Origin of the sequence: Citrobacter sp. Cf132, from assembly GCF_030333885.1 — a bacterium.
GTDB classification, from domain to species: Bacteria; Pseudomonadota; Gammaproteobacteria; order Enterobacterales; family Enterobacteriaceae; genus Citrobacter; species Citrobacter freundii.
Window position 1 is genome coordinate 1 of record NZ_JAOWFA010000056.1, and the last position, 26,450, is coordinate 26,450.

A 26,450-nucleotide genomic window follows, 5' to 3' on the forward strand; every position below is an offset into this window, starting at 1 on the left:
GGAAGGTGCGAATAAGCAGGTCATTTCTTCCCAAGCTGACTCGCTGATTAAAATTTCGCGGATCTGGGCCGATTTTTTTCCCGCAAACACATCGAATCAGCCTATTTAGGCTATTTTTTCCACCATTTCTGGCGTTATTTCCGGTTTTTACTGAGATCTCTCCCACTGACGTATCATTTGGTCCACCCGAAACAGGTTGGCCAGGGTGAATAACATCGCCAGTTGGTTATCGTTTTTCAGCAGCCCCTTGTATCTGGCTTTCACGAAGCCGAACTGCCGCTTGATGATGCGAAACGGGTGCTCCACCCTGGCACGGATGCTGGCTTTCATGTATTCGATGTTGATGGCCGTTTTGTTCTTGCGCGGATGCTGCTTCAAGGTTTTTACCCTGCCGGGACGCTCGGCGATCAGCCAGTCCACATCCACCTCGGCCAGCTCCTCGCGCTGTGGCGCTCCTTGGTAGCCGGCATCGGCTGAGACAAATTGCTCCTCTCCATGAAGCAGATTACCCAGCTGATTGAGGTCATGCTCGTTGGCCGCGGTGGTGACCAGGCTGTGGGTCAGGCCACTCTTGGCATCGACACCAATGTGGGCCTTCATGCCAAAGTGCCACTGATTGCCTTTCTTGGTCTGATGCATCTCCGGATCGCGTTGCTGCTCTTTGTTCTTGGTCGAGCTGGGTGCCTCAATGATGGTGGCATCCACCAAAGTGCCTTGGGTCATCATGACGCCTGCTTCGGCCAGCCAGCGATTGATGGTCTTGAACAATTGACGGGCCAGTTGATGCTGCTCGAGCAGGTGGCGGAAATTCATGATGGTGGTGCGATCCGGCAGGGCGCTATCCAGGGATAATCGGGCAAACAGGCGCATGGAGGCGATTTCGTACAGGGCATCTTCCATGGCACCGTCGCTCAGGTTGTACCAATGCTGCATGCAGTGAATACGCAGCATGGTCTCCAGCGGATAGGGCCGTCGGCCATTGCCCGCCTTGGGATAAAACGGCTCGATGACAGCGGTCATATTCTGCCATGGCAGAATCTGCTCCATGCGGGAGAGGAAAATCTCTTTTCGGGTCTGACGGCGCTTAGTGCTGAATTCACTATCGGCGAAGGTGAGTTGATGGCTCATGATGTCCCTCTGGGATGCGCTCCGGATGAATATGATGATCTCATATCAGGAACTTGTTCGCACCTTCCCTTGGTTTTTTGTACGCTGCTGGCGATTTTTTTTAACGAACTGGTCAGTATGACGGTGGCTGAGCCTGAATCACTCGGCTACTTAGACAGACTGCCTTCACCGTTTTATTCAGCCATTATTTACTGGTACTTCATTCCATTACCTTTTCTATACTATATCCGCTTTTTTCTTTTCAAATACACCGCCAGGAAGAATATTCGCGTTGCTGTGATTGGGCTTACTGAGAACGGTCTGGCGGCGGAAAACGCATTGACCACTGAATATGCCAATATCAAATTAGACCTGGCATTTTATGATGAGCGCAGTCCATCCCGTTGCGGCGATGTGGTGGAGAAAATAAAAAGTCCCTTTCGCGGCTCGGTGAGCAATTTAGTTGAGGAAGCCAGGCAGGGAAATATAGACGAAATCTACATCGCTTTACCGATGGTTGCTTTACACCGAATTCGTCATTTTTTAGCGATGATGTCTGACACCACCGTAGATACCTATATTGTCCCTGACTTTTATACCTATAGTAACAACATGTCCAAGTTACGCTCCATCCACAACCTGCAAACTATCGGTATCTTCAGTTCACCGTTTGAAGGGGCGGGGTCGTTTATTAAGCGGGCGGAAGATCTGGTTCTTGGCAGCATCATTATGGTGATGATTTCCTCCCTGATGCTGGCTATTGCCATTGGTATCAAACTCACGTCCCGCGGGCCGGTGTTTTTCAAACAGGACCGCTATGGTCTTAGCGGGCAAAAAATTAAGGTCTGGAAGTTTCGTTCTATGCGCGTCATGGAGAATTCCGATACGGTTATTCAGGCCACGAAAAACGATCCGCGGGTAACCAAATTCGGGAGCTTTTTACGCCGCACTTCGCTGGATGAACTTCCGCAATTTATTAACGTTTTGCAGGGAAGTATGTCGATTGTCGGTCCCAGACCTCATGCGGTTACGCATAATGAGCAGTACCGCAAACAGGTTGAAAATTACATGATCCGCCATAAAGTTAAGCCTGGGATCACTGGGCTTGCGCAGATCAACGGGTTCCGTGGGGAAATTGATGCGCTTTATAAGATGGAAAAACGGGTTCAGTACGATATTGAGTACATTCAAAACTGGTCGTTATGGCTGGATTTAAAAATTATTATTAAAACTATTTTCAAAGGATTTGTCGGTAAGAATGCATACTAAATTGATAGTGATTACCGGAATCGTGATATCGCAGTCCGCATGGGCTGATTTAACACCGAAATCACACATTGGCTTTGCGGGGATAGACTTCCAGGGCAAGGTTGCTGTGGACTACGGTTATAATGATAACGTCTCTTATCAGCCACATAGCAACGATGCTATCGGTTCCTCATTTCAGAGTGCAGCGCCAGTGCTGAGTATGAGTGGAGAGCGTGGTCAGGATAAGTATTTGCTGATGTACTCCGGGGATTACCGTAACTACTCAAGCGATTCTGCTGATAACTACAACGATCATTTTTTCCGTTTTAACGGTGCCTGGCGTTATGGGCTCAAGCATGGTTTAACCCTTAATCTGGAGGATTCGCTTGGGCATGAATCCCGTGGTCGTGACATCACCGAAGGTTTTCTACCGAGTCAATTTGAGCAATATGGGATTAAATCCCCGCTGACGACAAATTTTATCAATAGTGAATTGCGCTACAGCTACGGTGCGCCTGATGGTCGCGGCAAAGCGGAACTGGCGTTGTTATACAAAAAACTGACTTTCGGTAACACTTCTGATGTTCGGGACAGCAGTGAAGACTTCTACAATTATATTCAGGAACAGGAATGGCATGAAAATAGCCTGATAGCGGAAGTTTTTGACCAATACTCATCCAGAACGCGCTTTCGCTATAGTTTTATTACTAACCAGCGTCGCTATGATAACAACTCAGAAAAAGACACGAATGAGTACTATTTGCTGTATGGCCTGAAGTCGCAGTTGACGGGGAAAACCAATGTCGACATGAATATTTCATGGCTGTATAAAACATTTGAAAACAACGCAAACTCGCATGATTTTAATGGTCTAAACTGGGACATAAAAGCGGAGTGGAAGCCATTACAACAATCTGTTTTCACGGCTCACTCTGCGCAAAGCATTAAAGACCCATCGGAAGTTGGTGGATATATTTTAGTGACCCAGTATGGTCTTTCTTACCAGCATTTCTGGTTAGGCACTCGTTTTTCTACTTTATTGGACTACTCATTCACTTCGGAAGACTATAAAAAACAGAACAAGGATCGACATGATAAAGATGGTGTGTTTAGCGTAACCATGAGCTATGACTATACGCCGTCGGTTAATTTTGAGATTAAATATCAGATAGATACATTAAATTCGAATAGGGATACTGACTCGTTTTATATCGGTCCCAACGACAATCAGGAAGTCATTAGAACGTTGGGTTATGATAATTCTATGATTATGCTTAAAGCTAAGGTTCAGATCTAAAATGAAAATAATAGAACTGTGCGCGGTTTTGCTTTTCAGTATCCTGTTGGTCGGATGCACAACGTCCAGCCCGCGATTAATGGACGATCCTGCTACTGTTCAGCAGGATTACCGACTTGGAGCGGGGGATACGGTCAATATCGCTGTTCATGGTCAACCCGATATGACTATGCGGTTTATTTTGGATAAGAGTGGGGAAATTAATTTCCCATTTGTTGGTGCTCTTAAATTACAAGATAAAACCGTTGATCAAGTGACAAAAGAATTAACTCAACGCCTGACCGGAGATTATTTTACCACTCCGATGGTGACGGTGAGCATTGCCGAGTTCCGCAAATACTATGTTTCAGGCGAGGTGAAAAGTCCAAATGGCTTCGCCTATGAGCCAGGGCTTACCGTCGAGAAGTCTATTGCGCAGGCGGGTGGGTTTACAGACCGTGCGGACCGTCAAGATATCAACATTCGTCTGTCGGGTAGCAATCAGCTGCTTGAGAATGTCGATTTAACGCACTCTGTTCATCCAGGGGATGTCGTGATTATTGGCATGGGGTTCTTCTAACGATGAAACTATCTATAGTGGAAAACGGCAAAAAACGAGAAAGCAGTGTCGAATTCTCCCGCTTTGCCAAAGAGCTGAAAAAGAACGCCTGGAAAATCGCGCTGGCCGGTATCGTTGCTGGGGTCGTCGCGTATCCATTAATCAGCATGATGTCCTCAAAGTATGTTTCAACGGCGACGGTGCTGATTAAGGCGCAAGCTGATAACGTTTCTCCGTTTCCACAGGTTGATGGTTTCGATTCAACGCGTAGTGGTTACTACGAAACACAATATGCGTTGATGCATTCACGTATTGTGCTGGAGAAAGCCATACGTGATATGAAGCTGGATGAAAACCCGGAGTTTACCGGGGAAAAAGCCGGTGCTCGGGGGGCTGATAGCAATGAAAGTCGGCAACTGAGAATGGAACAAGCGCTGAAAACGCTGGCGAAAAATCTGAATGTCATTGGTATTCGTACGACGAATCTGGCGTCTATTACCTATGAATCAACGTCCCCACAGGTTGCGGCTGACATTGCGAATGGCGTCGCGCAGGCTTTCATCAACTACACGGTGGAGCAGAAGCGTCTGAAAGTGGAGCAAGCTCGTGAACTGAATTTTGAAAAAATGGAAGAGATTCAGAAGTCGATAGCTAAGCAAAAAGACGAGATGGACAACTATCTGAAAAATGCCGGGCTGCTGACCTTCCGTGGAATCGATGGTTTTGAAACCGAGCAGCTAAGTATCGTAACCAATCGCCTGGCCGATGCAACTCAGCGTCGGGTTGCCGCTGAATCCGTCTATAACGAGGTGAACGGGGGAGGTAAGTCCATTGAGAGCGTTATCTCGCTGCCTTCGGTCTCTAATCATGCTCAGATCCAGGATTTGCGCATTGCGTTGATTCAGGCGCAACGAACGTTGTCCGAACAGCGTAAAGTCTACGGGCCAAAAAATCCCGCCATTTTAAAAGCAGAGGCCGATGTTCAGTCGATCCAAAACCAGACTGGACGAGTATTGGGTGAGCTGAAAGTCGGTTTACGCCAGCAATATCTGGCGGCGCTGGCGGACGAAAAAAACTATCAACAGCAGGTGACTGAGCAGAAAGAGATCTTCCAGAAAATGGCGTCAAAACGGGATGCCTGGAACAGTCAAAAGCTGTCGTTAGATAAAATGGAAGACCTGTATAAATCGCTTTATCAACGTACTCAAGAGCTGTCGCTGTCCGGTGTGAATGCTGATGCGGTGTTATACGACCCTGCGGTACCCGCGTTAAAACCGGCGAAACCGAATAAATCTTTGCTGTTGCTGATGGTGGTCATGCTGGTGGTGGTGTTCAGCATCATGTATTTCATTGTTAAAGCGGCAATGGATAACTCAATCGGTACCCTCAGTCGCATGAAAAAACGGCTCAATGTTGCTCCGCTGGGTGAAATCCGTCGTTTTAGCGGAACCTCAGGGCGCGCGCAGGTGCGGGACATGATCATGAAGAACCCGCTGAATGCCGATATTGTGCACGGTATCCGTACCCGGATTATGCTGGATAATCGACCTTTACAGACGCTTGCCGTGGCGTCGACGGAGCACGGTGATGGGCGTTCTTTGTTGGCGAATCTGTTAGCTAACTCTTTTAGTTTCGACCAGAAAACACTGCTTATTGATGCGGATTTCTTTAACACTGACGGACTCTCTTCTGAACTGGCGTCGGTAACATCCGCAGGTTTGGCGGAACTGTTGCGCGGGGAGGTTCAGCTTGAACAGGCGCGGATTACGCTCAGTGATCATCTCGATTTTATTCCGCACGGCAAGACAACCATCTCTTCTTTACTGATGCTGTCGTCGGGGCACGTTGAGCCCTTAATGCGTGAACTGAAATCGCACTATCAGCGCATTATTATTGATGTCGCTGCTGTGAATCAGAGTCAGGATGTTCAACTGATTAAACGCGCCGTTGATGGGGTGATTTTCATTGTGAAAGCCGGGACGGGGTCCGCTGGGCAAATCGCCAACGCGCTGGATAAGCTGGAAGAAAATAACGGCGTGGTAATTGGCGCGGTACTTAATGCGGTTGAAGAAAAAGATCTTGAGACGCAAGAAGGTCTGCGTTCACTGAACTTCAGTACCGATCAACTGATGACCACGCCAGGCCGCGTATGAGTCTACTGAAGAGTGCTTCCACGATAGCCGGTTCATCAGTCATCTCGCAGCTGATTGGTGCACTGTCTATTTGGTTGATTTCACACAAGTACGATATGGCTGAGGTGGGGCTTTATGCGCTCAACTACAGTATCGCCGTGGTGGGCGCTCAGGTATGTACCTTTGCATCACAGCTGTTAATTCCTAAACAGCAGGATGACGAACTGGTACAGAATGTTGTGTTTTGCCTGATCCAAAGCACGATCATTGCCTTACCTTACGCCGTGCTCACCGCGTGGCTGTTTCACCAGAACATCCTGTTTCTCTATTTGCTGACGCTGGCAACGGCGTGGGTTTTGATCTCGGAAAACCTGTCGCTACGCACGGCCAACTTTCGTTTTCTGATTTTCCAGCGTATTTCTGTTTCAGTGGTGGTATTACTTTCGGTTCTGGTTACGCATTATGTACAGCTGTTTTATTGGTCGTGGGCCTGCGCGACGATGGCGCTGACCATAAGCTGTATTTTGCATTCGTTTGATATTCGTTCGGTGGCAGCCAGACATCTGCGACCCGCCAGTAATTGGCATTTTTTCAAACAGAATATTCATCACATTACCAAAGTGGGCAGTGCGGAAGTGCTGGCGATGGCCAGCAGCAATTTGCCGATTATGCTGATTAACTTTTGGTTCTCGGCGCTGACGGCGGGTTATTTTTCCGTGGTTAGCCGCTTTTGCCTGGCACCGGTGGTGATCATCGGCAACGCGGTACGCAATACTATTTTTTCCAAGTGGTCTATCGACTTCAGAAATAATACCTTTAACTATCAGGAATATACCAAGGTACGTATGCTATTGCTGGTACTAGGGGTTATCTGTACCCTTGGGGTTTTTATTTTCTATCCGATTGTGATGCGCCTCGGTTTTAGCGAAGACTGGATTAACTCCATTGAGACGTCGCGCTACATGTTGCCCTATTTATTCCCTGCGCTGGCGATAAGCCCTCTGACGGTGATAGAACTTATTTTTGGTTCCCATCGCTATTTTCTGCGTATCCAACTGGAACAGCTGGCGATTGTACTATTCGCTTTTGTCGTGACGCCCTATTTTTATAAAAATTATGCAACGTCGGTCATCTTGTTTTCTTCACTGACATTTATTCGCTACGCCTTCATTTATCTGAAAATGAATAAGCGAGCCAATCTCCTGAAAGACAAGCCGGTGATAATATGACACTGAATACCGGATACTATTTACAGGTTTATACTTTTGTCACGCTGATCCTGTGTGGCTTGGTGCAATACTTTACCGGTATGCAGTCAGTGCTGTGGATACCTTTTTTCCTCACCTTATTGATGGTGGGATTATTGGTGATGCAGACGCGTGATGGCTCGCTGCAACTGGATGCGCAGGAGACGATTGTTCTGGCGTTGTATTTCTCGTTCCTGGTACTGGCTGGGACATCGACGTTGATTCAGGGCGGGATCACCGTCGCGATTGTGGCATTTAAAAACGAAATTGCATTGTCGCTGGTGATGATCTGTTTGCTGCTAGGGTTTTGCCGGGAGTCGCAGATTTATCGTGTAACACGCTATCTGTACTGGATTTTTTACGCGCAGATCCCGGTAATGATTTATCAGGTTTTACTGGTCGTTCCTCAGCGCGTTGCGGTGCGCGGCGAAGATGAGAAATGGGACTCCGTGGTTGGCACGTTTGGCGGTGACCCCATGGGGGGCGGGAATACTGCCGCAATGGGGCTGTTTTGCCTGTTAATTATGTTGTTAAAAGTCTCCGAATATAAGCATGGGCTCACCACGTTCAAATCCATGGCGCTGCATATTGTTCTCGGTATCGGGTTATGCATAATTGGTGAAGTGAAGTTTGTCATCCTGCTATCGCCAATATTCCTGGCGTGGGTGTGGCTCTCACCGAGCTACGTCAAAGACGTTAGTAAGGTTAATCTGAAGACGTTATTGGTTATTGTGGCGGGAATGCTGTTGCTCATTAGCCTGTCGATTGTGATCCTCGCGTACTATTATTCTACGGCGTTCGGTGGCGATCCATCGAAAAGCTCGTTAAGTATTTTTATCGACTCCTTAAGCTATATCTTTGATCCAAACTACATTATGTCTACCGGTGAATTAGGGCGCTTTACGACGTTCCTGTTCTGGTTGAAAAATAACGATCTGTGGGGGCTTTCAGGAACGTTATTTGGCTACGGACTCAACGCCACTAACAGTGGTAGTACGGTGTCGCCGGGATTTTTGAATATTATCTACAACTTAATTCTCGATTCGACTTCCCTGAGTATGCTGCTGTGGGAAGTGGGGGCGATTGGTACATTACTCTTTGTTAGCTTATTCATTTATATCCTGAAAGTTTGTCAGCCAAAGCCATTACTCAGACTTGAACAACTGGACCAGCAGGATCTCCAGTTGCTGAGTTTTGCACCGGCGTTTAACGCTTTTGCTATCAGTTGCTTAATTAGCTTACCTTACAGCCAGATACTGATGATTACACCGATGTTACAATTCCTGTTCTATTTATCACTAGGTGCAAGTTTAGTGATTCGTCGAACCGTCCTTCGCTGCGTAGGGTAATTGTATGGACCAAAAACCGTTTATTTCAGTGAGCATTAAAACACTCAATGAATCTAAATGTATTGAGAAGACGATTGACAGCATCCGTAAGCAGCTTATTGACTATCCACATAAAATTATTGTGGCAGATAGTCTCTCAACGGATAACACCCAACAGCTTGCGATCGATAAAGGGGTGACCGTAGTGTCCTTAACTGACCCTGGCGATCGCTGCTGTGGCGTCGGGCACCAGTTAGGTTATCTGTATAGTGAAGGGGAATATCTGTTGTTGATGGACGGCGACATGGAGCTGGAAGAAGGATTTGTGGATCAGGCCGTCGCCTTTTTGCAGGCTGAACCAGAATATGCAGGCGTTGCGGGAACCGTTGAAATGGATGATGCCGTTAACTATGAATTTAAGTCTCGTAAGCAACGCATTAATAAAATATATCCGCTCGGGGATAGTGACCATTTAGGCGGTGGTGGATTATATCGTCGCTCTGCGATTGAGAAAATTGGTTATCTGACTAACCGTAATTTGCACGCGTATGAAGAGGCTGAGCTGGGTCTGCGTTTAATCGAAGCGGGCTATAAACTGCGGCGTCTGGATATTCCTTACTTCAGCCATACGTCACATACGCTGCCGACGTTTAAGATGCTGGCGCGACGCTGGACCAGCGGTTATTACCAGGCTCCGGGTGAGCTTTTGCGTTGTAGTTGGGGGAAACCCTGGTTTTCCCAGACATTCAACATCGTGAAGAATGAGGCGGTATTTGCGCTCTACCTTATTCTCTTATTTGTGGCGCTGCTCACCTTTAATATCAACGTGTTTGCCGTTGCGCTTCTACCATTACTGGCATTTACCTTGTTGAAGATTGTGCAAAACCGCTCGTTAACAGATGGGCTGCAAAGCGTTATTAACTTAATCGTACGCTCAGCGGGGCTGATCAAAGGTATTTTTTATCCCGTACGCGATCCGTTGACTCCACCTAACAGTAAAATCATTCATGAATAACCGGGGCAGGCGCCATGAAAGTATTATTAGTTAACAAGTTTTTTTTCATTAAAGGCGGCGCGGAAACGGTTTATTTTCAAGAGCGCGATATGCTGAAACAGGCCGGAGTGCAGGTTATTGATTTCTCTATGCATCATGATAATAATTTCCCCTCGGACTATGCGGATTATTTCGTCAGCAATGTGGACTACCACAAAGAGAGCAATCTGCTGGGCGGTATCAAAACGGCGGTTAACTTTATTCATAATTCGCAGGCCTGCAAAAAAATGCTGGCGCTATTAGAAAAAGAGCGTCCGGATATTGTCCACTTTCACAACATCTACCATCAGTTAACACCGGCGTTGATTAAAGTTGCGCGTAATTTTGGCTGCAAAACGGTGCTGACTGCGCATGACTATAAGATTGTGTGCCCCTCGTATTCCATGCTGCGCGACGGCAAAGTGTGCGATTCCTGTATTACCGGGACGGTTTTCAATGCCTTCAGATATCGTTGCCAGGAAGGTTCAGCCTCAAAAAGCTTACTGCTCTCCCTGGAGGCAACCTGGCAGTACATTGCACAAAACTATCAGGCGCTGGATGTGATTATTTCACCGAGTGTTTTTTTACGAGGTATCCTGCTGCGTACGCTGCCAAATTCGCGCATTGATGTCATCGTCAATGGCGTTGATGACAGTCGTCCCCAGGCCGAAGTGAGCGATGAGGGCTATATGCTGTACTTTGGCCGTCTGAGCCGTGAAAAGGGCGTGGCAACGTTGTTGGCAGCGCATAAAAAAATGCAGAACAGTGTGCCGCTGAAAGTTGTGGGGCACGGTCCGTTGCATGATGAATTAGCCGCCAAATACCCTGATGTTGAATTTTTAGGTTATGTGCAACAAGGAGAAGCCCTCGACAAGCTTATTAAGCATGCGCGAGCGGTGATCCTTCCTTCTGAATGCTATGAAAACTGTTCTATGGCGATATTGGAAGCGATGTCCTTAGGCAAGCCGGTTATTGGGTCGCGCATTGGCGGCATCCCGGAACAAATTCGTGACGGTATCGAAGGGATTTTATTCGAACCAGGCAATGCGCAGGAGTTGGCAAATGCGATGGACGTCCTGGCAGGCTCGCAAGAGAAGGCGCGGAATATGGGCTTACATGGCCGTGCGCGGTTGAGTGAAAAATATGCGCTGAGTAAACATATGGATACCTTACAGGCGCTGTATAAAGAACTGCTGAGCAGGCCATAGAATGAGTAAAAAAATAACGGTTTTTGGAACGCGTGGTATTCCCGATGTATTGGGCGGTGTGGAGACACACTGTCAGAATCTTTATCCTGCCATTAAACAGCAGTTCGATGTGGATATTTGCGTGATTGCTCGCTCGCCATATGTAAATTACAAACGTTCGGTCTATAAAAAAGTCGAAACCTACGCGCTGTGGGCCCCCAAAAAGCGCTCGCTGGAAGCTATTGTCCATTCCGTTTTAGCGGCGTTTAGGACACGTATCGACCATTCGGATATTGTGCATGTCCATGCTATCGGCCCTGGCCTTGTGATCCCACTCTTACGCGTGATGGGTAAGAAGGTGGTTTTCACCCACCACGGACCTGATTACGATCGTCAGAAATGGGGTTTCGTTGCAAAAAAAATATTGCTGCTGGGCGAACGTTGGGCGGTGAGATATGCCAACGAGGTGATTGTGATTTCTGAAGTTATTAATCAACTGATCCAGAAAAAACATGGTCGCTATGATGCGCATTTAATTCACAATGGCGTAAACGAGCCGCGGTTGTTATCAGAGCTCACCATCGACAATACGCTCTCCCGCTTTGGGCTGCAGCCGAAAAATTATCTCGTTGTGGTTGGACGGTTTGTGGAAGAAAAAGGGATGCATGATGCCATTGCCGCCTATCAACACAGCGGTTTGACCATGCCGTTAGTGTTAATTGGTGATGCGGATCATCCAACCGAATACAGCATTCGCCTCAAAAAGCTTGCCGCCGACACGCCAGGCGTAGTGATGACCGGTTTCTTACGTGGTGATGAGCTGCAGGCGGTGTTTTCGCAGGCCAGGCTATTTGTGATGCCTTCATACCATGAAGGATTGCCCATTGCTCTGCTGGAGGCAATGTCATTTTCTCTTCCGGCCGTCGTCAGTGATATTCCTGCTAACCTTGAAGTTCAACTGCCTGCCGAGACCTATTTTAAGGTGGGAGATGTAACCGGTCTGGCCGAAAAATTAGGCCAAGGGGTAACAGCAAATAGCGTGGACTATCGTGTATATTTGCAAAACTACAATTGGCATGAAATCGCCAAAAAGACGGTTAACGTCTATCACTCAATTGATAAAGATATAGGTTAATTTTGACCAGTTCTCAAAATCGTCCCCCCGTCATCGAACGATTTTATACTCATCTTGATGAGACGATTGCGCAGGGGTTGACCCCTGAACAAAAAGAAGGGGTGGAAAATGCGATCCTGGCCTCGACGCTGGCTTCGCGGCATCAGATCGATATTCGCAGAAGCTTTCCCTTTTTCAGTAAGCGTTATTATCTGGTTTTTTTGTTTGGCAGAGATTTACGCCGCCAGCATCGCCAGGAATCAACCCTGTCGAGAATGCTGCTCACATTTTTGCTGCTGATTGCCGTGCTATTCGTCACCTGCTGCATATTGCTGACGCTGTATATGATCAAATCCGCGTTAGGTATTGATGTGTTCCAAAATTTTCACGTAGGTATCTGGGACTGGTGGTTAAGCCTTAAAGACCGCTAGCGTTAACAAATTGGTGGAGGATGTCATTGCGATGAAGCGTAAATGGGTTTGTGCGTTGTTGTGCATGTTTTTCCCGCTGACGGTCATGGCCGCATTGACGACCGTTACCCCCAAAGCATTGACGGGCCCGCTAACCAATCCGGGGATTGGCGTGGCAAGTTTTCATCAGGGATACGGTGAAACGCTGGGGTTGGCGGACTATCCCAATACCGGATTTGAATACGAGCGTTTTTACTGGCGGGACCTGGAGCCAGTCGAAGGCCAGTATAATTTTGCGTTGGTGGATGATGCCTTCAAATACGCGGCGGCACATCGTCCAGCGATGAATGTCGGGCTACGATTTATGGTACTGGCAGAGCCGGAAAGCGGCTCGCAAATTCCTGACTGGCTGATTAAAAAAGGCGTGAAAGGTACCTGGACGCCGGATAAAAAGACATTTGCCCCGGATTTAGACGATCCTCTGTTTATTCAATACAGCCAGCGTCTGTTGAACGCATTTGGTAAGCGCTACGATGGTAATGAGAATCTCGCGTTTGTTGATATTGGCATGGTGGGATCATGGGGAGAATGGCATAACAGCAACTTCCCGAACCTGAAGCCATTACTGGAGCGATACACCACGGCGCAACTGGATCGCTACGTCGCGATGCACTTTTCTGCTTTTCCGGTGACGCCAAAAACCATGCTGATAAGCGGCGGACAAAGTCTGGCGAATGCGGTGGAGCGTGGGGCAGGATGGCGTGCGGACTGTTGGGGGGACCTGCGCGTATTTTCGGACTCCTGGAACCATATGACTGATGATTACCCGCAGCGATTGCTGGCTGCGCAGCAGAGTTATTCAGGGTTCAACGACGCATGGAAACGTGCGCCGGTGAGCCTGGAGATCTGCTCGTATATGCAGGACTGGAAGAATACCTTTCACTATACACGTGCTGAAGTGCAGGGGATTTTTGACTGGGCGGTCAAACAGCACGCCAGTACCATTAACCTGAAATCGAGAGCGATACCCAGCGACTATCGACCGATTGTCGACGATGCGCTGACCAAATTGGGCTATCGATTTCGCCTGGCGTCCCTGAGCCATGAGTCCGTGTGGGACAGCGGACAAACGCTGACATTGAACAGTACCTGGTACAATGAGGGTATCGCTCCGATTTATCTGCCTTATATGCTGGCATTCCGTGTTGTGGACAATGCTAATAAGGTGGTGGCACAGGGGAATTCCGCGGAGGATATTCGCCGCTGGCTCCCCGGTAAGTATCAGGTCAGTTATGCGTTATCTATGCCAGGCCGACTGGCAAAAGGGCAGTACGCGATTGAGGTTGCGATGTTGGATAAGTCGGGTGCGGCGAGAATTAACTTTGCCAATGAAGGGAAGCAGAACAGCGGCTGGTACCGGGTATCAACAATAACAGTACAATAGTCAGACACAGCAGCGAGCCTGACGGTCAGGCTCGCTGCTGTGAACATTAAATTTGATACCCATTCGGGTTGTTTTTTTGCCAGTTCCAGGTGTCACGCATCATTTCATCAAGGCTGTAGATGGCCTTCCAACCTAACTCCTTATATGCCAGCGATGGGTCAGACCAACATTCGGCAATGTCTCCGGGTCTTCTGGCGACAAACTGATAATGAATTTTGGTCTGGGCCGCTTTCTCAAATGCTTCAATCAACTTAATCACGGAATAACCGACACCGGTACCGAGATTAATCACCTTGTAAGCCGCGCCTTTGTTCAGGCAATCCAGCGCGGCTAAATGACCGGTCGCCAGATCCATGACGTGAATATAATCACGCACGCCGGTACCGTCGGGAGTGGGATAATCATTACCGTACACCGACACGGTTTCCAGCTTACCAATCGCGACCTGAGAGATATACGGAACCAGATTATTGGGGATACCGTTAGGATCTTCACCAATCCGACCCGATGGATGGGCGCCGACCGGGTTGAAATAGCGCAGGCAGGTAATGCGGAAATCGGGTTGTGCACGTGAGAAGTCAGCCAGAATTTGTTCGACCATTAACTTAGACGTGCCGTACGGATTGGTGGTGCCGCCCGTACGCGATTGCTCGCTAAGCGGTACGCTTTCCGGATTACCATATACCGTGGCGGATGAGCTAAAAATGAAACGATTAACGCCTGCGGCCAGCATTTCATCCAGTAAAACCAGCGTTCCGGTGACGTTGTTTTCATAGTAGGCGAGGGGCTCTTTTATCGACTCTGAAACCGATTTAAGCCCCGCAAAATGAATGACATCGGTGATGTTATGGTTGGCGAAAATGTTTTTCAATGCCGGCCTGTCGAGAACATCGGCGATATAGACAATAGGCTCTCTTCCAGTGAGTTCCGCGACCCTGTCCAGCGAGATTTGACTGGCGTTCGCCAGATTATCGATGACAACGACATCATCGCCTCTTTCCAGTAGCGTTAAAACAGTATGTGAACCAATATAACCTGCACCACCAGTGACCAGAATTGCCATACAGACTCCAGATAAACGGGGATTGAGTCACGCCAGTACCATAGAGAACGCGTTATTGGTGACGTTTGGTAAGGTTATAGTTGCGATACCTCACCATGCATTTATAAGATATTTTTTTAAGTATAGATAAAAAGCTGAATTGGTTTATTTTTGTATCATAAACAATATAGTTATTTGAGAAGTTCAGCGTGTGGACGCCGTCACTGTGGTTGATCGACGAATTGATTTGTTCGATTAGGTTCTCATCAAAATTAGCGTCGTTCAGTGTCACTAATTCTTTGATATAGATTGATTTTCCATAAGTTTCAGGTGTGCACTCCTGAGTAAGGAAGTACATTTTATTTTCGACCTGATAGGAGGCTCCTGCGCCTCGATGATGAGGATTGCTCACTTTCAATGAGGGGGTAATCCGCTGCCATTGTCCATAAATATGATCTGCCGAATGAATAATTATTTCATTATCCATCGTGGTGGACAAAAGATAACAGGCTTCATTAATTGATATAAATACGTTGTCGGTTAATTCGATATCAGAGATTAAAACTTTAACTTGCTTCCAGCGTGCAGGGAACTCTATTGACTGAAACAGTATTACCTCTTTTCTTTCTGAAGACTCGGGGATCATGAAGAGTTGATCGTTGATATGAATCAGATAAGGGAATGACAAATGACACTTTAAGTCGTCAAAGCCCTCAAGCTTAATATCATCAAGTTCAACCAGTTCACGGTCAAGAACGCGACATCGTAGCGTGCCTTTTGAGTTGCGAAAGCTAAGAGCTTCATAGAAAACATACAGTTTATCGTCTTTTTCAATCAGAAAAGGGTCAGCCTGAAATGTATATTTCTTTTTTAACTGCTGTGCAGTGGATTTGCTTAATATCTCCAGGGTGTTATCAGGGAATAAGTGTGTGCCATTATCCTTAATAAGCATGATATCCCACGACTCATGATAAAATAACATATTCATTATTCTTTTTATTTTTGCTTGCATTCGTACCGGCTCCTTTTATCGCCTGCACCATGTATGAACAGCTGTTTGCGACTCAGGAAATGAGACCTGTCGCAATATTTTATAAAATGTGCGAAAACCGATGTGGGAACACCAGTGGCCACTTTAAAGCTAGTCGCAAGTCCGTTTTTTGTCTACTAACAGAAATAGGGGGAGGAGATGTCCAGAGCATCCTTGCTCCAGTGGAGGAATTACTCGAAATGCACTTGCGGGTTTTCTGCAAGGGAAACGTAGGTTTTGCTGTTTTTATCCAGGGTACGGATTTCACCGCTTTCGATGTCATACACCCAACCGTGCAGACGAAGCGCATTATTGCGCAGCCCAACCGCGACACAAGGATGCGTTTTAATGTTGTTAAGCTGTGCGATAACGTTTTCTTCTACCATGGCGTTAACTTTGTCGATTGGGTTATCCCAGGTTTTTTTCTCGACCACGGCTTTCGCGGCATCGGCATAGTGCAGCCAGTGAGCGACAGCGGGCATCGGATCCAAGGGCTGGCTATCGGCAATGGCTTTCATCGCGCCACAATTGGAGTGACCGCAGATGACGATATCCGTTACGCCAAGTGCGACAACCGCGTATTCGATGGTTGCGGATACACCACCCGGTTCCGGACCAAATGACGGTACGATATTACCGGCGTTGCGGATAACGAAAAGCTGTCCTGGATCTTGCTGAGTAACGAGTTCAGGTACCAGGCGGCTATCGGAACAGGAGATGAAAAGTGCCTTAGGATTCTGGCTGGATGCCAGGCTGCGGAAGAGTTCCTTGCGTTGAGGGAATATCTCTTTTTGGAAGTTGAGGAAGCCCTCGATGATATGTTGCATAGCAGTGTCTCTTGTCTCTGTTTAAGCAGGTTATGATGAAGATCACACTTTCCAGTTTAACACCAGCCGACAGAAGGGAAAGACTTTATAGCAGTTCAGTAACATCTTTGGATAACTTTTCTCCACCGCGGCGAGGCGAATAGCGTGATGTGCGCTACGTGCTTTCCCCTTTTTTGCCAATAAATCGGAGTTGTAGCGATAGCCAGTATTCACGCGATACCGTACATTTTTATATGTATCCACATTTTAAGGAATCATTCATGTCCAGACTTCGTGCTTTAGCAACAGCTTTAGTCGCCGTTGCCGCGATGACGATGTGCGCCACCCCAGTATTGGCCAACCCCGGTAATGGCAACGGCAATGGTAATAGTGGCAACCATGGAAATAGTAGCAATCATGGTAATAGCGGGAATAAGGGCAATAGCCAGAAAGGCAATTCGCAGGCAGAACAACGTAAAAATTATGGTAAGCCGGACCATGTTGATAGTGACATCAGCTATAACGTGGCCAGACAGTATGCCGTCAGATATGGTTTGACGGGCTATAAGTCACTGCCTCCGGGCATCGCCAAAAATCTGGCGCGAGGAAAGCCGCTTCCTCCGGGGATCGCTAAGAAAAGTGTTCCATCCTCTATGCTGAACCAATTGCCGTATTATCCAGGTTATGAATGGCAGGTTGTGGGCGACAATCTGGTGTTGATTGCACTGAGTACGGCGATTGTCACCGCGGTAATTAATGGTGTGTTTGATTAAGTATTTTCGGGCTTAATTTGCTCTGTTATACCGATGAGAAGCCCGCGTTGTGCGGGCTTCTCAGTTAATAAGGAAAGCTTATAGGCCGTACAGTTTTATTTTTCTATAGAGCGTGGCAATGCTGATCCCCAGTTCTGTCGCGGCTTGCTTTTTCCCCTCAACGCTTGAGCCGAATCGCAGGATGACGTTTTCGATAGCCTCCCTTTCCGCTTGTTTTCCTTTGCTGGCAAGCTGTCGGGGTTGCGCGGTCATCGTCGTTTTTCTACCGTCAGCGGCGGTAAGCAGGTAAGGGGGAAGATGGCTGGCGTTGATCCCAGCGGCTTCTCCGCGCATCACAAAAATGTATTCGATCACGTTGCGTAATTCACGAATGTTACCCGGCCAGTGCCAGGCATAAAGGCGATTAATAACGTCATCAGGCAGTTTTTGCGGTGGTCGCTGGTAACTGACCGAAAACTCATCGGCAAAATACTGTGCGAGGACCGCAATATCAGCCCGGCGTTCACGCAGGGAAGGAAGTACCAGAGGGACCACGTTCAGGCGATAGAAAAGATCTTCACGAAACTGATTATTTTCCACCATCGCGTTAATGTTTTTGTTAGTTGCGGCAATAATGCGCACATCAATATTGATGGTGTTATTAGAGCCAACGCGGGTGATCGCCTTTTCCTGCAATACCCTGAGCAGCTTGGCCTGCAGGTGCAGTGGCATATCGCCAATCTCATCCAGAAACAGGCTGCCGCCGTTGGCCAGTTCAAATTTCCCCATTCGCCCTTTGGGATCGGCCCCGCTGAATGCGCCGCGAACATAACCAAACAGTTCGCTTTCCAGCAGTTGTTCTGGGATAGCTGCGCAGTTGATTGTTACGAAAGGCGCGGCTTTACGTGGACTGCTCTGGTGAATGGCAAATGCCACGACCTCTTTCCCCGAGCCACTTTCCCCGGTGATGAGCACGCTGGCGTAACTGTTGGCGATTTTACCTATGGTACTTCTGAGCTGTTCCATTGAGGGAGAGTGACCAATTAGTCGTACCTGTATGTCGGACTCATAAGGGGATGGAGTAAGGTTACTCAGGTAGTCGTGTGCATCACGAAAGATAACCATGGTTAAGCGATCGTTATCCTGCGAGGAGAGCGAAATTTGTTTGCACAGTACATGATGTTTCTGACCTTCAAGCGTCAGCCACGCTTCTTCATCGCCATACAGGCTGTCCCCGGTTGTTTCAATGGTCAGAGGTAATCCCTGAACCTCACGGTTGAGGATGCGATCGGCTGAATGATTGGCATGCCAGATAAGACCCTTGCCATCAATCGCTACCACGCCGCGGTCCATGGCATCGATCAGACGCCGAAATGCGCCAAGCGTTTCCTGTGCGCGTAAGCGTTCCAGGCATTCAAAGACCTTACTGGAGATCATTACGGCGATTTGCTCAATAAAGGTGACAAATTTATCAATCTGGCTCAGTAACGTGTCACGCTGTGCCTGGGTTGAGCAAATAATCCCGATCACGCCAATCACGCGATTATTAAGAAAAATAGGTGCGTTCAAATCCAGCATTTCAGAACAGTAGTGGTGTTTTTCACATAACTGACACAGCGGATGTTCGCCGGGGTTTTTGATCAGTACCGTTTCTCGCACCTGCAATACGTGACGATAAATGTAGCCATTTTTGGCCACGTTCTCATTGAGCATATGCCGGTATTTCCCGGTACCCGCGATGCGCATTAAAGATTCATCAATGATTTCAACGTCCGTGCCCGTTATGCCAGAAATAGCGTCGGCGTAATTGCATATATCATCCTGAATATTGCTGAGTACTGAAATCATGGTACTTCTCCGGCGGTGTGTCACATTTCTCAAGGAAAATGATAAATAGGCGAAACAATGCAAAAATGATTTGCGAAAAATCAATCTACCACGCTGTTTTTGAATGTTTTTCTTATTTTATCTTCCGCGATCACACTATTTATCAATGATGAGAATTTATCAAAACGAGGCGATAAACTGAGGCATTGATATTTTCGGTTGTCAATTTAAAATTTCATTTAATTTATTGAAATTAAAGCCATTATTAAAATATTTATAAGAATTTACTCAATTCATAAAAAGCTGGTAAGTATTTTGCTCTATTGCCAATACCGATAACGGAAATATCTCTGTATTGCACCGATTACAGGGAATGAAATACCAGGACAATGAGGTTTTATGATGCAGGAAAACTTATCATTTTTTATCAACCAGACACCGTTTACCGAACATCCGAACGCGCCGCTGGCACCGTTTAGCCGCCAGGAACTGGTAAAAGCGTTGAATTTTCATCGGTCTATTCCGGGCTACGCGCCGACGCCGCTGTATACGCTACCGGCGCTTGCACAAAAACTGGGCGTAAAAAATATCTACCTCAAAGATGAATCTCAGCGTTTTGGCCTGAAAGCCTTCAAAGCGCTGGGTGGCTCCTATGCGATGGCGTGCCATATCGCTGAATTGGTTGGTAAGGATATCAGTGAACTGCCGTTTGACGTGATGACCAGCGAAGAGGTTCGTCACGATCTGCAAACTGTCACGTTTGCTACCACCACTGATGGCAACCACGGTCGCGGCGTGGCATGGATGGCGCGCCAACTGAAGCAAAACGCCGTGGTTTATATGCCAAAGGGCTCTTCGCAGCAACGTCTGACCTCTATCCGTAACGAAGGCGCTACCGCTGAGATCGTCGATATGAACTATGACGATGCGGTTCGTATGACCGCGGAGCAGGCCGAAAAGTATGGCTGGATTGTCGTGCAGGATACCGCCTGGGAAGGATACGAAAAGATCCCGCAGTGGATTATGCAGGGCTACGGCACGCTGATGCTCGAGGCGATAGATCAGCTGCATCAGGTTGCGCCGACTCACATTTTTGTGCAGGCAGGCGTCGGCTCGTTTGCCGGCATGGTTCAGGGAATGGTGACGGCAGCCTGGGGTGAGAATCGCCCGAAAGTGATCGTCGCCGAAGCGTTAATTGCAGATTGCCTCTACCGCTCAGCCCGTTCGAAAGAGGGGGATGCCATTGCGGTGGGCGGTGATTTACAAACCGTGATGGCCGGTCTCGCCTGCGGTGAGGCGAACAGTATCGGCTGGAAACTGCTGCGCGACTATGCCAACGCATTTGCTTCCTGCCCGGATGAAGTTGCAGCGTTAGGCATGCGCATGTTGGGCAACCCGCTGGCAGGCGATCCACAGATTATTTCGGGTGAGTCAGGTGCGGTTACTACCGGTCTGCTGGCGCTGTTGATGACCTCACCTGAACTGGCGCAAACGCGTGAGCAACTGGGGCTGGATGCGCACTCTCGCGTGCTGTTAGTCAGCACCGAAGGGGATACCGACCCGCAACAATATCTGGATATTGTCTGGGGCGGACAGTACCCGGGCATCAACAAATAATTCCCTGATTAAGAGATATAACGGAGAAACCCATGTTATCTGCAAACCGCATTGAAGAAGTCATTAAAAACTGTCAGGCGCTGATCCAACAAAAAAGTTATTCCGGTCAGGAAGGTGAAGTGGTTAATGCCATAAAAACAATGATGCAGCATTACCAATTCGATGACATCCACGTTGATAAGTACGGCAACATTGTTGGCGGTATTGTCGGCAACCAGCCAGGGAAAACGTTGGTTCTCGATGGACATATCGATACCGTGCCGGTGAACGAAGAGAAGTGGTCCCGCAACCCATACGGCGGCGATATTGAAGATGGCAAAATTTATGGTCGCGGCACAACTGACATGAAAGGTGCCGTGGCGGCGATGATCTCCGCCGTGGGCTTTTTCGGTCAGGACAATCAGCGAAATTTTGCCGGTAAAATCTACGTTGCGTGCATCGTGCATGAAGAGTGTTTTGAAGGTATTGCCGCTCGCCTGGTCAGCGAGCGCTATAAGCCAGACTACGTGATCATCGGCGAAGCTTCCGAGTTAAACCTGAAAATTGGTCAACGTGGCCGCGCTGAAATTGTGGTCGAAACCTTTGGTAAACCCGCGCACTCCGCTAACCCGCAGGCGGGGATTAACGCGGTGTACAAAATGGCGCAATTGATCGACAAAATTCGCACGATTACGCCGCCAACGCATCCGGTTCTGGGGCCAGGCATTCTGGAACTGACCGACATTAAATCTTCGCCGTACCCGGGGGCCTCGGTGGTACCGGATTACTGTCGCGCAACCTACGATCGCCGTTTGCTGGTGGGTGAAACCAAAGAAAGCGTGATTGCTCCGCTGGAAAATGCGCTTGCGGAACTTATTGCTCAGGATCCGCAGTTTAAGGCCCGAGTGTCCTACGCGGTGGGTCAGGAGTCTTGCTATACCGGCGCCACGATTGAGGGAGAGCGGTTCTTCCCTGGCTGGGTGTACGACGAGTCCGACGAATTCGTGCAGGCAGCGTTGGCGGGCGTTCGTGAGGCTGGCTTTAATCCAACCATTACACAGTACTCATTTTGTACCAACGGTAGCCACTATGCGGGCGAAGCGGGAATCAAAACCATCGGCTTCGGTCCTTCACGAGAAAACCTGGCACACACCATTGATGAGTATATCGAGATCGAGCAATTAACCGGCTCGGCCAGCGGCTATTACAGCATTATCCAGACACTCTATCGCCAATAAAAATAAAGATAACCACCTCTTACCTTACAGGCGGTGTAGCTCAGCAGCACCGCCATGGAGAATAACGATGAAAACCATTTTCAAAAACGGAAATGTAATTGATGGGACGGGCAGTGAAGGCAGAATTGCCGATGTGATGGTTGATGAAGGACGTATTGTCGCAATCGGCCAAATTGAGGTTGGCGTTAATGAGCAGGTTATTGATGCAACAGGAAAAATAATTTGTCCTGGCTTTATTGATACCCATACGCACTCTGACCTGTCAGCCATTATTAATCCCGCTCTGTCGGCAAAAATTCGTCAGGGTATCACCACCGAACTGTTGGGCCAGGATGGCGTCGCCTTAGCGCCGCTACCGGAAGAATATATTCCAGCCTGGCGTAAAAATATCGCCGGACTGGACGGTGACACCGACAAAATTGACTGGAAATATAAAAATACAGACGGTTATCTCAATCTGCTGGCATCGCGTCATCCGGCGACAAACCTCGCGTATTTAGTTCCTCATGGCAACGTGCGCATGGAAGCGATGGGCCTGGATGGGCGTCCTTCGACCCGTGAAGACGTGGCGAAGATGTGTGAGGTCCTTGAGCGGGAGTTAAAAGCCGGGGCATTTGGACTTTCCACTGGTCTTATCTATATGCCTTGCGCCTTTGGTGATACTGCCGAAATGATTGAACTGTGTAAGGTCACGGCGAAATATGACGGGATTTTTGTGGTGCATCAGCGCAGTGAAGCTGACGATATTATCAACTCAACCCAGGAACTGATTGATATCGCCACAGCTACCGGCGTCTGGCTGCATATTTCGCATATGAAGGTTTGCGGCAAGAAAAACTGGGGGCTGATCGACCAAATGCTGGGCATGCTGGAACAGGCGCAGAAAGAGGGGATTCGTATCTCTTTCGACCAGTATCCGTATGTGGCGGGCAGCACGATGCTCGGCGTGATCCTGCCGCCCTGGGTTCACTCCGGTGGTACGGACAAATTACTTGAGCGTCTCGCCTCGCCCGAACTGCGCGCCAAAATGATTGACGATATTCAGCAGGGTATTCCTGGCTGGGATAACTTTATCGATTTTGCCGGTTTGGACCAGATTTTTGTCACCAGCGTGAAAACGGCAAAAAATCAGGATGCTGTCGGTTTGAACCTCGTCCAGTTGGGCGAGCTGCGTGGAAAAGATCCGTACAACGCCACCTTCGATCTGCTCTTTGAAGAGGAAAACGCCGTGGGGATGGTCGACTTCTACGGTACCGAAGAGCACGTGATTAAGTTTCTCTGTCGACCTGAACAAAACGTCTGTACCGATGGCTTGATGGGGGCTGGCAAACCGCACCCGCGCGTGTTTGGCGCATTCCCTCGCGTGCTCGGTAAATATGTTCGTGAAGAGGGATGTCTGAGCTGGGAAGCGGCAATCCGCAAGATGACGGGGAAACCTGCTGAAGTATTGGGTTTGCAGGATCGCGGACTGCTGAAGGTCGGTTATGCAGCGGATATCGTGATGTTCGATCCGAACACAATTGCGGATAAAGGCACTTTTGTTGAACCCAATCAGTACCCGGAAGGGATTGAAATTGTCATGGTTAATGGGCGCATTGCCTTAATCAATGGCACGGAAAGTTATGCCTGTAGCGGTACGGTTATTAGAAAACAATATTAATAAATAACGCTAAACACGCATGGATCTATCGCGACTATTTATGGCCGCGGTAGATCACTACACCCTAAGGACATCACAATGAACCTACAAACGTCTTTACCTTCAGGTAAACCCAAGACCTGGAAAGCAAGATATACCGTCCTGACACTGATCTGGCTGGCGTGGCTGCTCTCTTTTCTCGACAGAATGGTGATGAGCGTTTCACTCCCTTATATTGGCAAAGATTTAAATCTTGATACGACTCAACAAGGTTTAATTATTAGCGCCTTTTTTATTGGTTATGCCGCGTTTCAAATTCCCGGTGGATTACTGGCGGATAAGTTTGGCTCGCGAAAAATCATGGCCATTGGTATTGCATGGTGGTCTGTGTTCACCAGCTTAACCGGCGCTGTGCTGACGCTGCCGCTGATGTTAGCAGTACGTTTCTTCTTTGGTATCGGTGAGGGATGTTTCCCGTCGGCCTCATGGAAGATGATATCAACTTATTTCCCATCGAAAGAACGTGGCCGCGCCACGGCGATTCAGTCAACGGTAAACACCTTAGGCCCAGCGCTGGCGGTAGTCGTGGCGGCAAGCATCATCGGGGCATTTGGCTGGCACATGGTTTTTATCGTGCTGGGTATTCCCGGTCTGTTTATCGCCGCAGGTATCTACTTATTTACGCGTGACAACCCGAAAGATCACCCTGCCATTACGCAACAAGACCTGGCGGAGCTGGCTGCTGACGACCAGGGGAGCCTGCAAAACACCAGTGCTATCGCGTTTAAAGACGTACTCAAAATGCCGGTGCTCTGGCAAATGGCCAGTATCTGGTTTTTGTTTGATATCACCTTCTGGGGTTTTTCAACCTGGCTGCCAAGCTACCTGATTACCGTACGAGAGTTTTCTCTGGCAAAGACCGGTGTCATGGCGGCCATTCCCTTCCTGTTCGGGGCTGGCGGAACATTATTAGGTGGTTATTGCTCAGACAAATTCAAACCCCAGCGTAAAACGCTGTATGTCGTAACCTCTGTTATTGCCGCGGGTTTCCTGTATCTGACCTTCAGCGTGAGCAGTGCAGATATGGCGGTGGTTTATCAGTGTATTTCAGCCTTGTTCATGTTTTTCGCTATGGCAACGTTCTGGGGTATTCTGATGGATACCATTCCCAGCAACATCATGGGGCGGGCATCCGGTATTGTTAACTTTGGCGGCCAGATGGCAGGGGTTGTATCAGGGAAGGTGCGAATAAGCAGGTCATTTCTTCCCAAGCTGACTCGCTGATTAAAATTTCGCGGATCTGGGCCGATTTTTTTCCCGCAAACACATCGAATCAGCCTATTTAGGCTATTTTTTCCACCATTTCTGGCGTTATTTCCGGTTTTTACTGAGATCTCTCCCACTGACGTATCATTTGGTCCACCCGAAACAGGTTGGCCAGGGTGAATAACATCGCCAGTTGGTTATCGTTTTTCAGCAGCCCCTTGTATCTGGCTTTCACGAAGCCGAACTGCCGCTTGATGATGCGAAACGGGTGCTCCACCCTGGCACGGATGCTGGCTTTCATGTATTCGATGTTGATGGCCGTTTTGTTCTTGCGCGGATGCTGCTTCAAGGTTTTTACCCTGCCGGGACGCTCGGCGATCAGCCAGTCCACATCCACCTCGGCCAGCTCCTCGCGCTGTGGCGCTCCTTGGTAGCCGGCATCGGCTGAGACAAATTGCTCCTCTCCATGAAGCAGATTACCCAGCTGATTGAGGTCATGCTCGTTGGCCGCGGTGGTGACCAGGCTGTGGGTCAGGCCACTCTTGGCATCGACACCAATGTGGGCCTTCATGCCAAAGTGCCACTGATTGCCTTTCTTGGTCTGATGCATCTCCGGATCGCGTTGCTGCTCTTTGTTCTTGGTCGAGCTGGGTGCCTCAATGATGGTGGCATCCACCAAAGTGCCTTGGGTCATCATGACGCCTGCTTCGGCCAGCCAGCGATTGATGGTCTTGAACAATTGACGGGCCAGTTGATGCTGCTCGAGCAGGTGGCGGAAATTCATGATGGTGGTGCGATCCGGCAGGGCGCTATCCAGGGATAATCGGGCAAACAGGCGCATGGAGGCGATTTCGTACAGGGCATCTTCCATGGCACCGTCGCTCAGGTTGTACCAATGCTGCATGCAGTGAATACGCAGCATGGTCTCCAGCGGATAGGGCCGTCGGCCATTGCCCGCCTTGGGATAAAACGGCTCGATGACAGCGGTCATATTCTGCCATGGCAGAATCTGCTCCATGCGGGAGAGGAAAATCTCTTTTCGGGTCTGACGGCGCTTAGTGCTGAATTCACTATCGGCGAAGGTGAGTTGATGGCTCATGATGTCCCTCTGGGATGCGCTCCGGATGAATATGATGATCTCATATCAGGAACTTGTTCGCACCTTCCCT

21 protein-coding genes and 1 pseudogene are annotated in these 26,450 nt (G+C 48.5%); 16 read left to right on the top strand and 6 right to left on the bottom strand.

What is annotated here, in order from left to right:
- Positions 1–147: 147 nt before the first annotated feature.
- Positions 148–1,128, bottom strand: a complete 981-nt coding sequence (locus tag OGV85_RS13245) for an IS5-like element ISKpn26 family transposase (protein WP_000019450.1) — start codon at positions 1,126–1,128, stop codon at positions 148–150.
- Between the two features lie 69 nt (positions 1,129–1,197).
- On the opposite strand from OGV85_RS13245, the pseudogene OGV85_RS13250 reads away from it, so the two are divergent.
- From OGV85_RS13250 to OGV85_RS13300, 11 genes and pseudogenes are all read left to right on the top strand, one after another.
- Positions 1,198–2,376, top strand: a pseudogene (locus tag OGV85_RS13250) (undecaprenyl-phosphate glucose phosphotransferase); the annotation flags it as partial.
- A complete protein-coding gene (locus OGV85_RS13255; RefSeq protein ID WP_016150852.1) occupies positions 2,366–3,652 on the top strand; it encodes an outer membrane beta-barrel protein in 1,287 nt (428 codons plus the stop codon). The pseudogene OGV85_RS13250 and the gene OGV85_RS13255, both read left to right, overlap by 11 nt.
- A 1-nt stretch (position 3,653) precedes the next feature.
- Positions 3,654–4,211: a polysaccharide biosynthesis/export family protein gene (locus tag OGV85_RS13260; protein WP_003037180.1), complete on the top strand. Its 558-nt coding sequence runs from the start codon at positions 3,654–3,656 to the stop codon at positions 4,209–4,211.
- Between the two features lie 2 nt (positions 4,212–4,213).
- Entirely contained in the window at positions 4,214–6,343 is a 2,130-nt protein-coding gene (locus OGV85_RS13265) for a GumC family protein (protein ID WP_061548174.1), read from the top strand.
- The gene (locus OGV85_RS13270) at positions 6,340–7,551 is read left to right on the top strand and encodes a lipopolysaccharide biosynthesis protein (RefSeq protein WP_061548173.1); all 1,212 of its coding nucleotides are present in this window, start codon (positions 6,340–6,342) and stop codon (positions 7,549–7,551) included. The genes OGV85_RS13265 and OGV85_RS13270 overlap by 4 nt, the downstream gene beginning before the upstream one ends.
- Positions 7,548–8,918, top strand: coding sequence for a hypothetical protein (locus OGV85_RS13275; protein ID WP_016150849.1), 1,371 nt, complete (start codon positions 7,548–7,550; stop codon positions 8,916–8,918). The genes OGV85_RS13270 and OGV85_RS13275 overlap by 4 nt, the downstream gene beginning before the upstream one ends.
- 4 nt (positions 8,919–8,922) lie before the next feature.
- A complete protein-coding gene (locus OGV85_RS13280) occupies positions 8,923–9,912 on the top strand; it encodes a glycosyltransferase family 2 protein (RefSeq protein WP_003839736.1) in 990 nt (329 codons plus the stop codon).
- A 14-nt stretch (positions 9,913–9,926) separates the two neighbouring features.
- On the top strand, positions 9,927–11,138 hold the full coding sequence (locus OGV85_RS13285; protein WP_061548314.1) for a glycosyltransferase family 4 protein: 1,212 nt from the start codon (positions 9,927–9,929) through the stop codon (positions 11,136–11,138).
- Between the two features lies 1 nt (position 11,139).
- A complete protein-coding gene (locus OGV85_RS13290) occupies positions 11,140–12,252 on the top strand; it encodes a glycosyltransferase family 4 protein (RefSeq protein WP_003037168.1) in 1,113 nt (370 codons plus the stop codon).
- A 2-nt stretch (positions 12,253–12,254) separates the two neighbouring features.
- Positions 12,255–12,662: a hypothetical protein gene (locus OGV85_RS13295; RefSeq protein ID WP_003845996.1), complete on the top strand. Its 408-nt coding sequence runs from the start codon at positions 12,255–12,257 to the stop codon at positions 12,660–12,662.
- 31 nt (positions 12,663–12,693) lie between these two features.
- Positions 12,694–14,085 (top strand): DUF4832 domain-containing protein, encoded by a 1,392-nt coding sequence (locus OGV85_RS13300; protein ID WP_003839743.1) that lies wholly within the window; start codon positions 12,694–12,696, stop codon positions 14,083–14,085.
- A gap of 46 nt (positions 14,086–14,131) precedes the next feature.
- Here OGV85_RS13300 and galE read toward each other — a convergent pair whose 3' ends face one another.
- The 3 genes from galE to OGV85_RS13315 all read right to left on the bottom strand — a co-directional run bounded on the left by galE (position 14,132) and on the right by OGV85_RS13315 (position 16,984).
- Positions 14,132–15,148: a UDP-glucose 4-epimerase GalE gene (gene galE, locus OGV85_RS13305; RefSeq protein ID WP_003037163.1), complete on the bottom strand. Its 1,017-nt coding sequence runs from the start codon at positions 15,146–15,148 to the stop codon at positions 14,132–14,134.
- Positions 15,149–15,200: 52 nt separating this feature from the next.
- Positions 15,201–16,139, bottom strand: a complete 939-nt coding sequence (locus OGV85_RS13310) for a glucosamine inositolphosphorylceramide transferase family protein (protein ID WP_003839746.1) — start codon at positions 16,137–16,139, stop codon at positions 15,201–15,203.
- Between the two features lie 209 nt (positions 16,140–16,348).
- Complete coding sequence (locus OGV85_RS13315; protein WP_003839748.1) at positions 16,349–16,984, bottom strand: carbonic anhydrase; 636 nt, start codon at positions 16,982–16,984, stop codon at positions 16,349–16,351.
- A gap of 260 nt (positions 16,985–17,244) precedes the next feature.
- Here OGV85_RS13315 and OGV85_RS13320 point away from each other — a divergent pair, with 260 nt between their 5' ends.
- Positions 17,245–17,736, top strand: a complete 492-nt coding sequence (locus OGV85_RS13320) for an anti-virulence regulator CigR family protein (protein WP_003037154.1) — start codon at positions 17,245–17,247, stop codon at positions 17,734–17,736.
- A 78-nt stretch (positions 17,737–17,814) separates the two neighbouring features.
- Here the strand turns inward: OGV85_RS13320 and OGV85_RS13325 are convergent, their stop codons facing one another.
- Entirely contained in the window at positions 17,815–19,563 is a 1,749-nt protein-coding gene (locus OGV85_RS13325) for a sigma-54 interaction domain-containing protein (protein ID WP_016150842.1), read from the bottom strand.
- Positions 19,564–19,944: 381 nt separating this feature from the next.
- Here OGV85_RS13325 and dpaL point away from each other — a divergent pair, with 381 nt between their 5' ends.
- The 4 genes from dpaL to OGV85_RS13345 all read left to right on the top strand — a co-directional run bounded on the left by dpaL (position 19,945) and on the right by OGV85_RS13345 (position 25,299).
- Positions 19,945–21,159: a diaminopropionate ammonia-lyase gene (dpaL, locus tag OGV85_RS13330; protein ID WP_008321489.1), complete on the top strand. Its 1,215-nt coding sequence runs from the start codon at positions 19,945–19,947 to the stop codon at positions 21,157–21,159.
- A 32-nt stretch (positions 21,160–21,191) separates the two neighbouring features.
- Positions 21,192–22,376: a YgeY family selenium metabolism-linked hydrolase gene (locus OGV85_RS13335; RefSeq protein WP_003839756.1), complete on the top strand. Its 1,185-nt coding sequence runs from the start codon at positions 21,192–21,194 to the stop codon at positions 22,374–22,376.
- A gap of 67 nt (positions 22,377–22,443) precedes the next feature.
- Positions 22,444–24,036, top strand: a complete 1,593-nt coding sequence (locus OGV85_RS13340; protein ID WP_032949864.1) for an N-acyl-D-amino-acid deacylase family protein — start codon at positions 22,444–22,446, stop codon at positions 24,034–24,036.
- 78 nt (positions 24,037–24,114) lie between these two features.
- Positions 24,115–25,299, top strand: coding sequence for an MFS transporter (locus OGV85_RS13345; RefSeq protein WP_286553649.1), 1,185 nt, complete (start codon positions 24,115–24,117; stop codon positions 25,297–25,299).
- A 100-nt stretch (positions 25,300–25,399) separates the two neighbouring features.
- Here the strand turns inward: OGV85_RS13345 and OGV85_RS13350 are convergent, their stop codons facing one another.
- Complete coding sequence (locus OGV85_RS13350) at positions 25,400–26,380, bottom strand: IS5-like element ISKpn26 family transposase (protein WP_000019450.1); 981 nt, start codon at positions 26,378–26,380, stop codon at positions 25,400–25,402.
- Between the last annotated feature and the right edge of the window lie 70 nt (positions 26,381–26,450).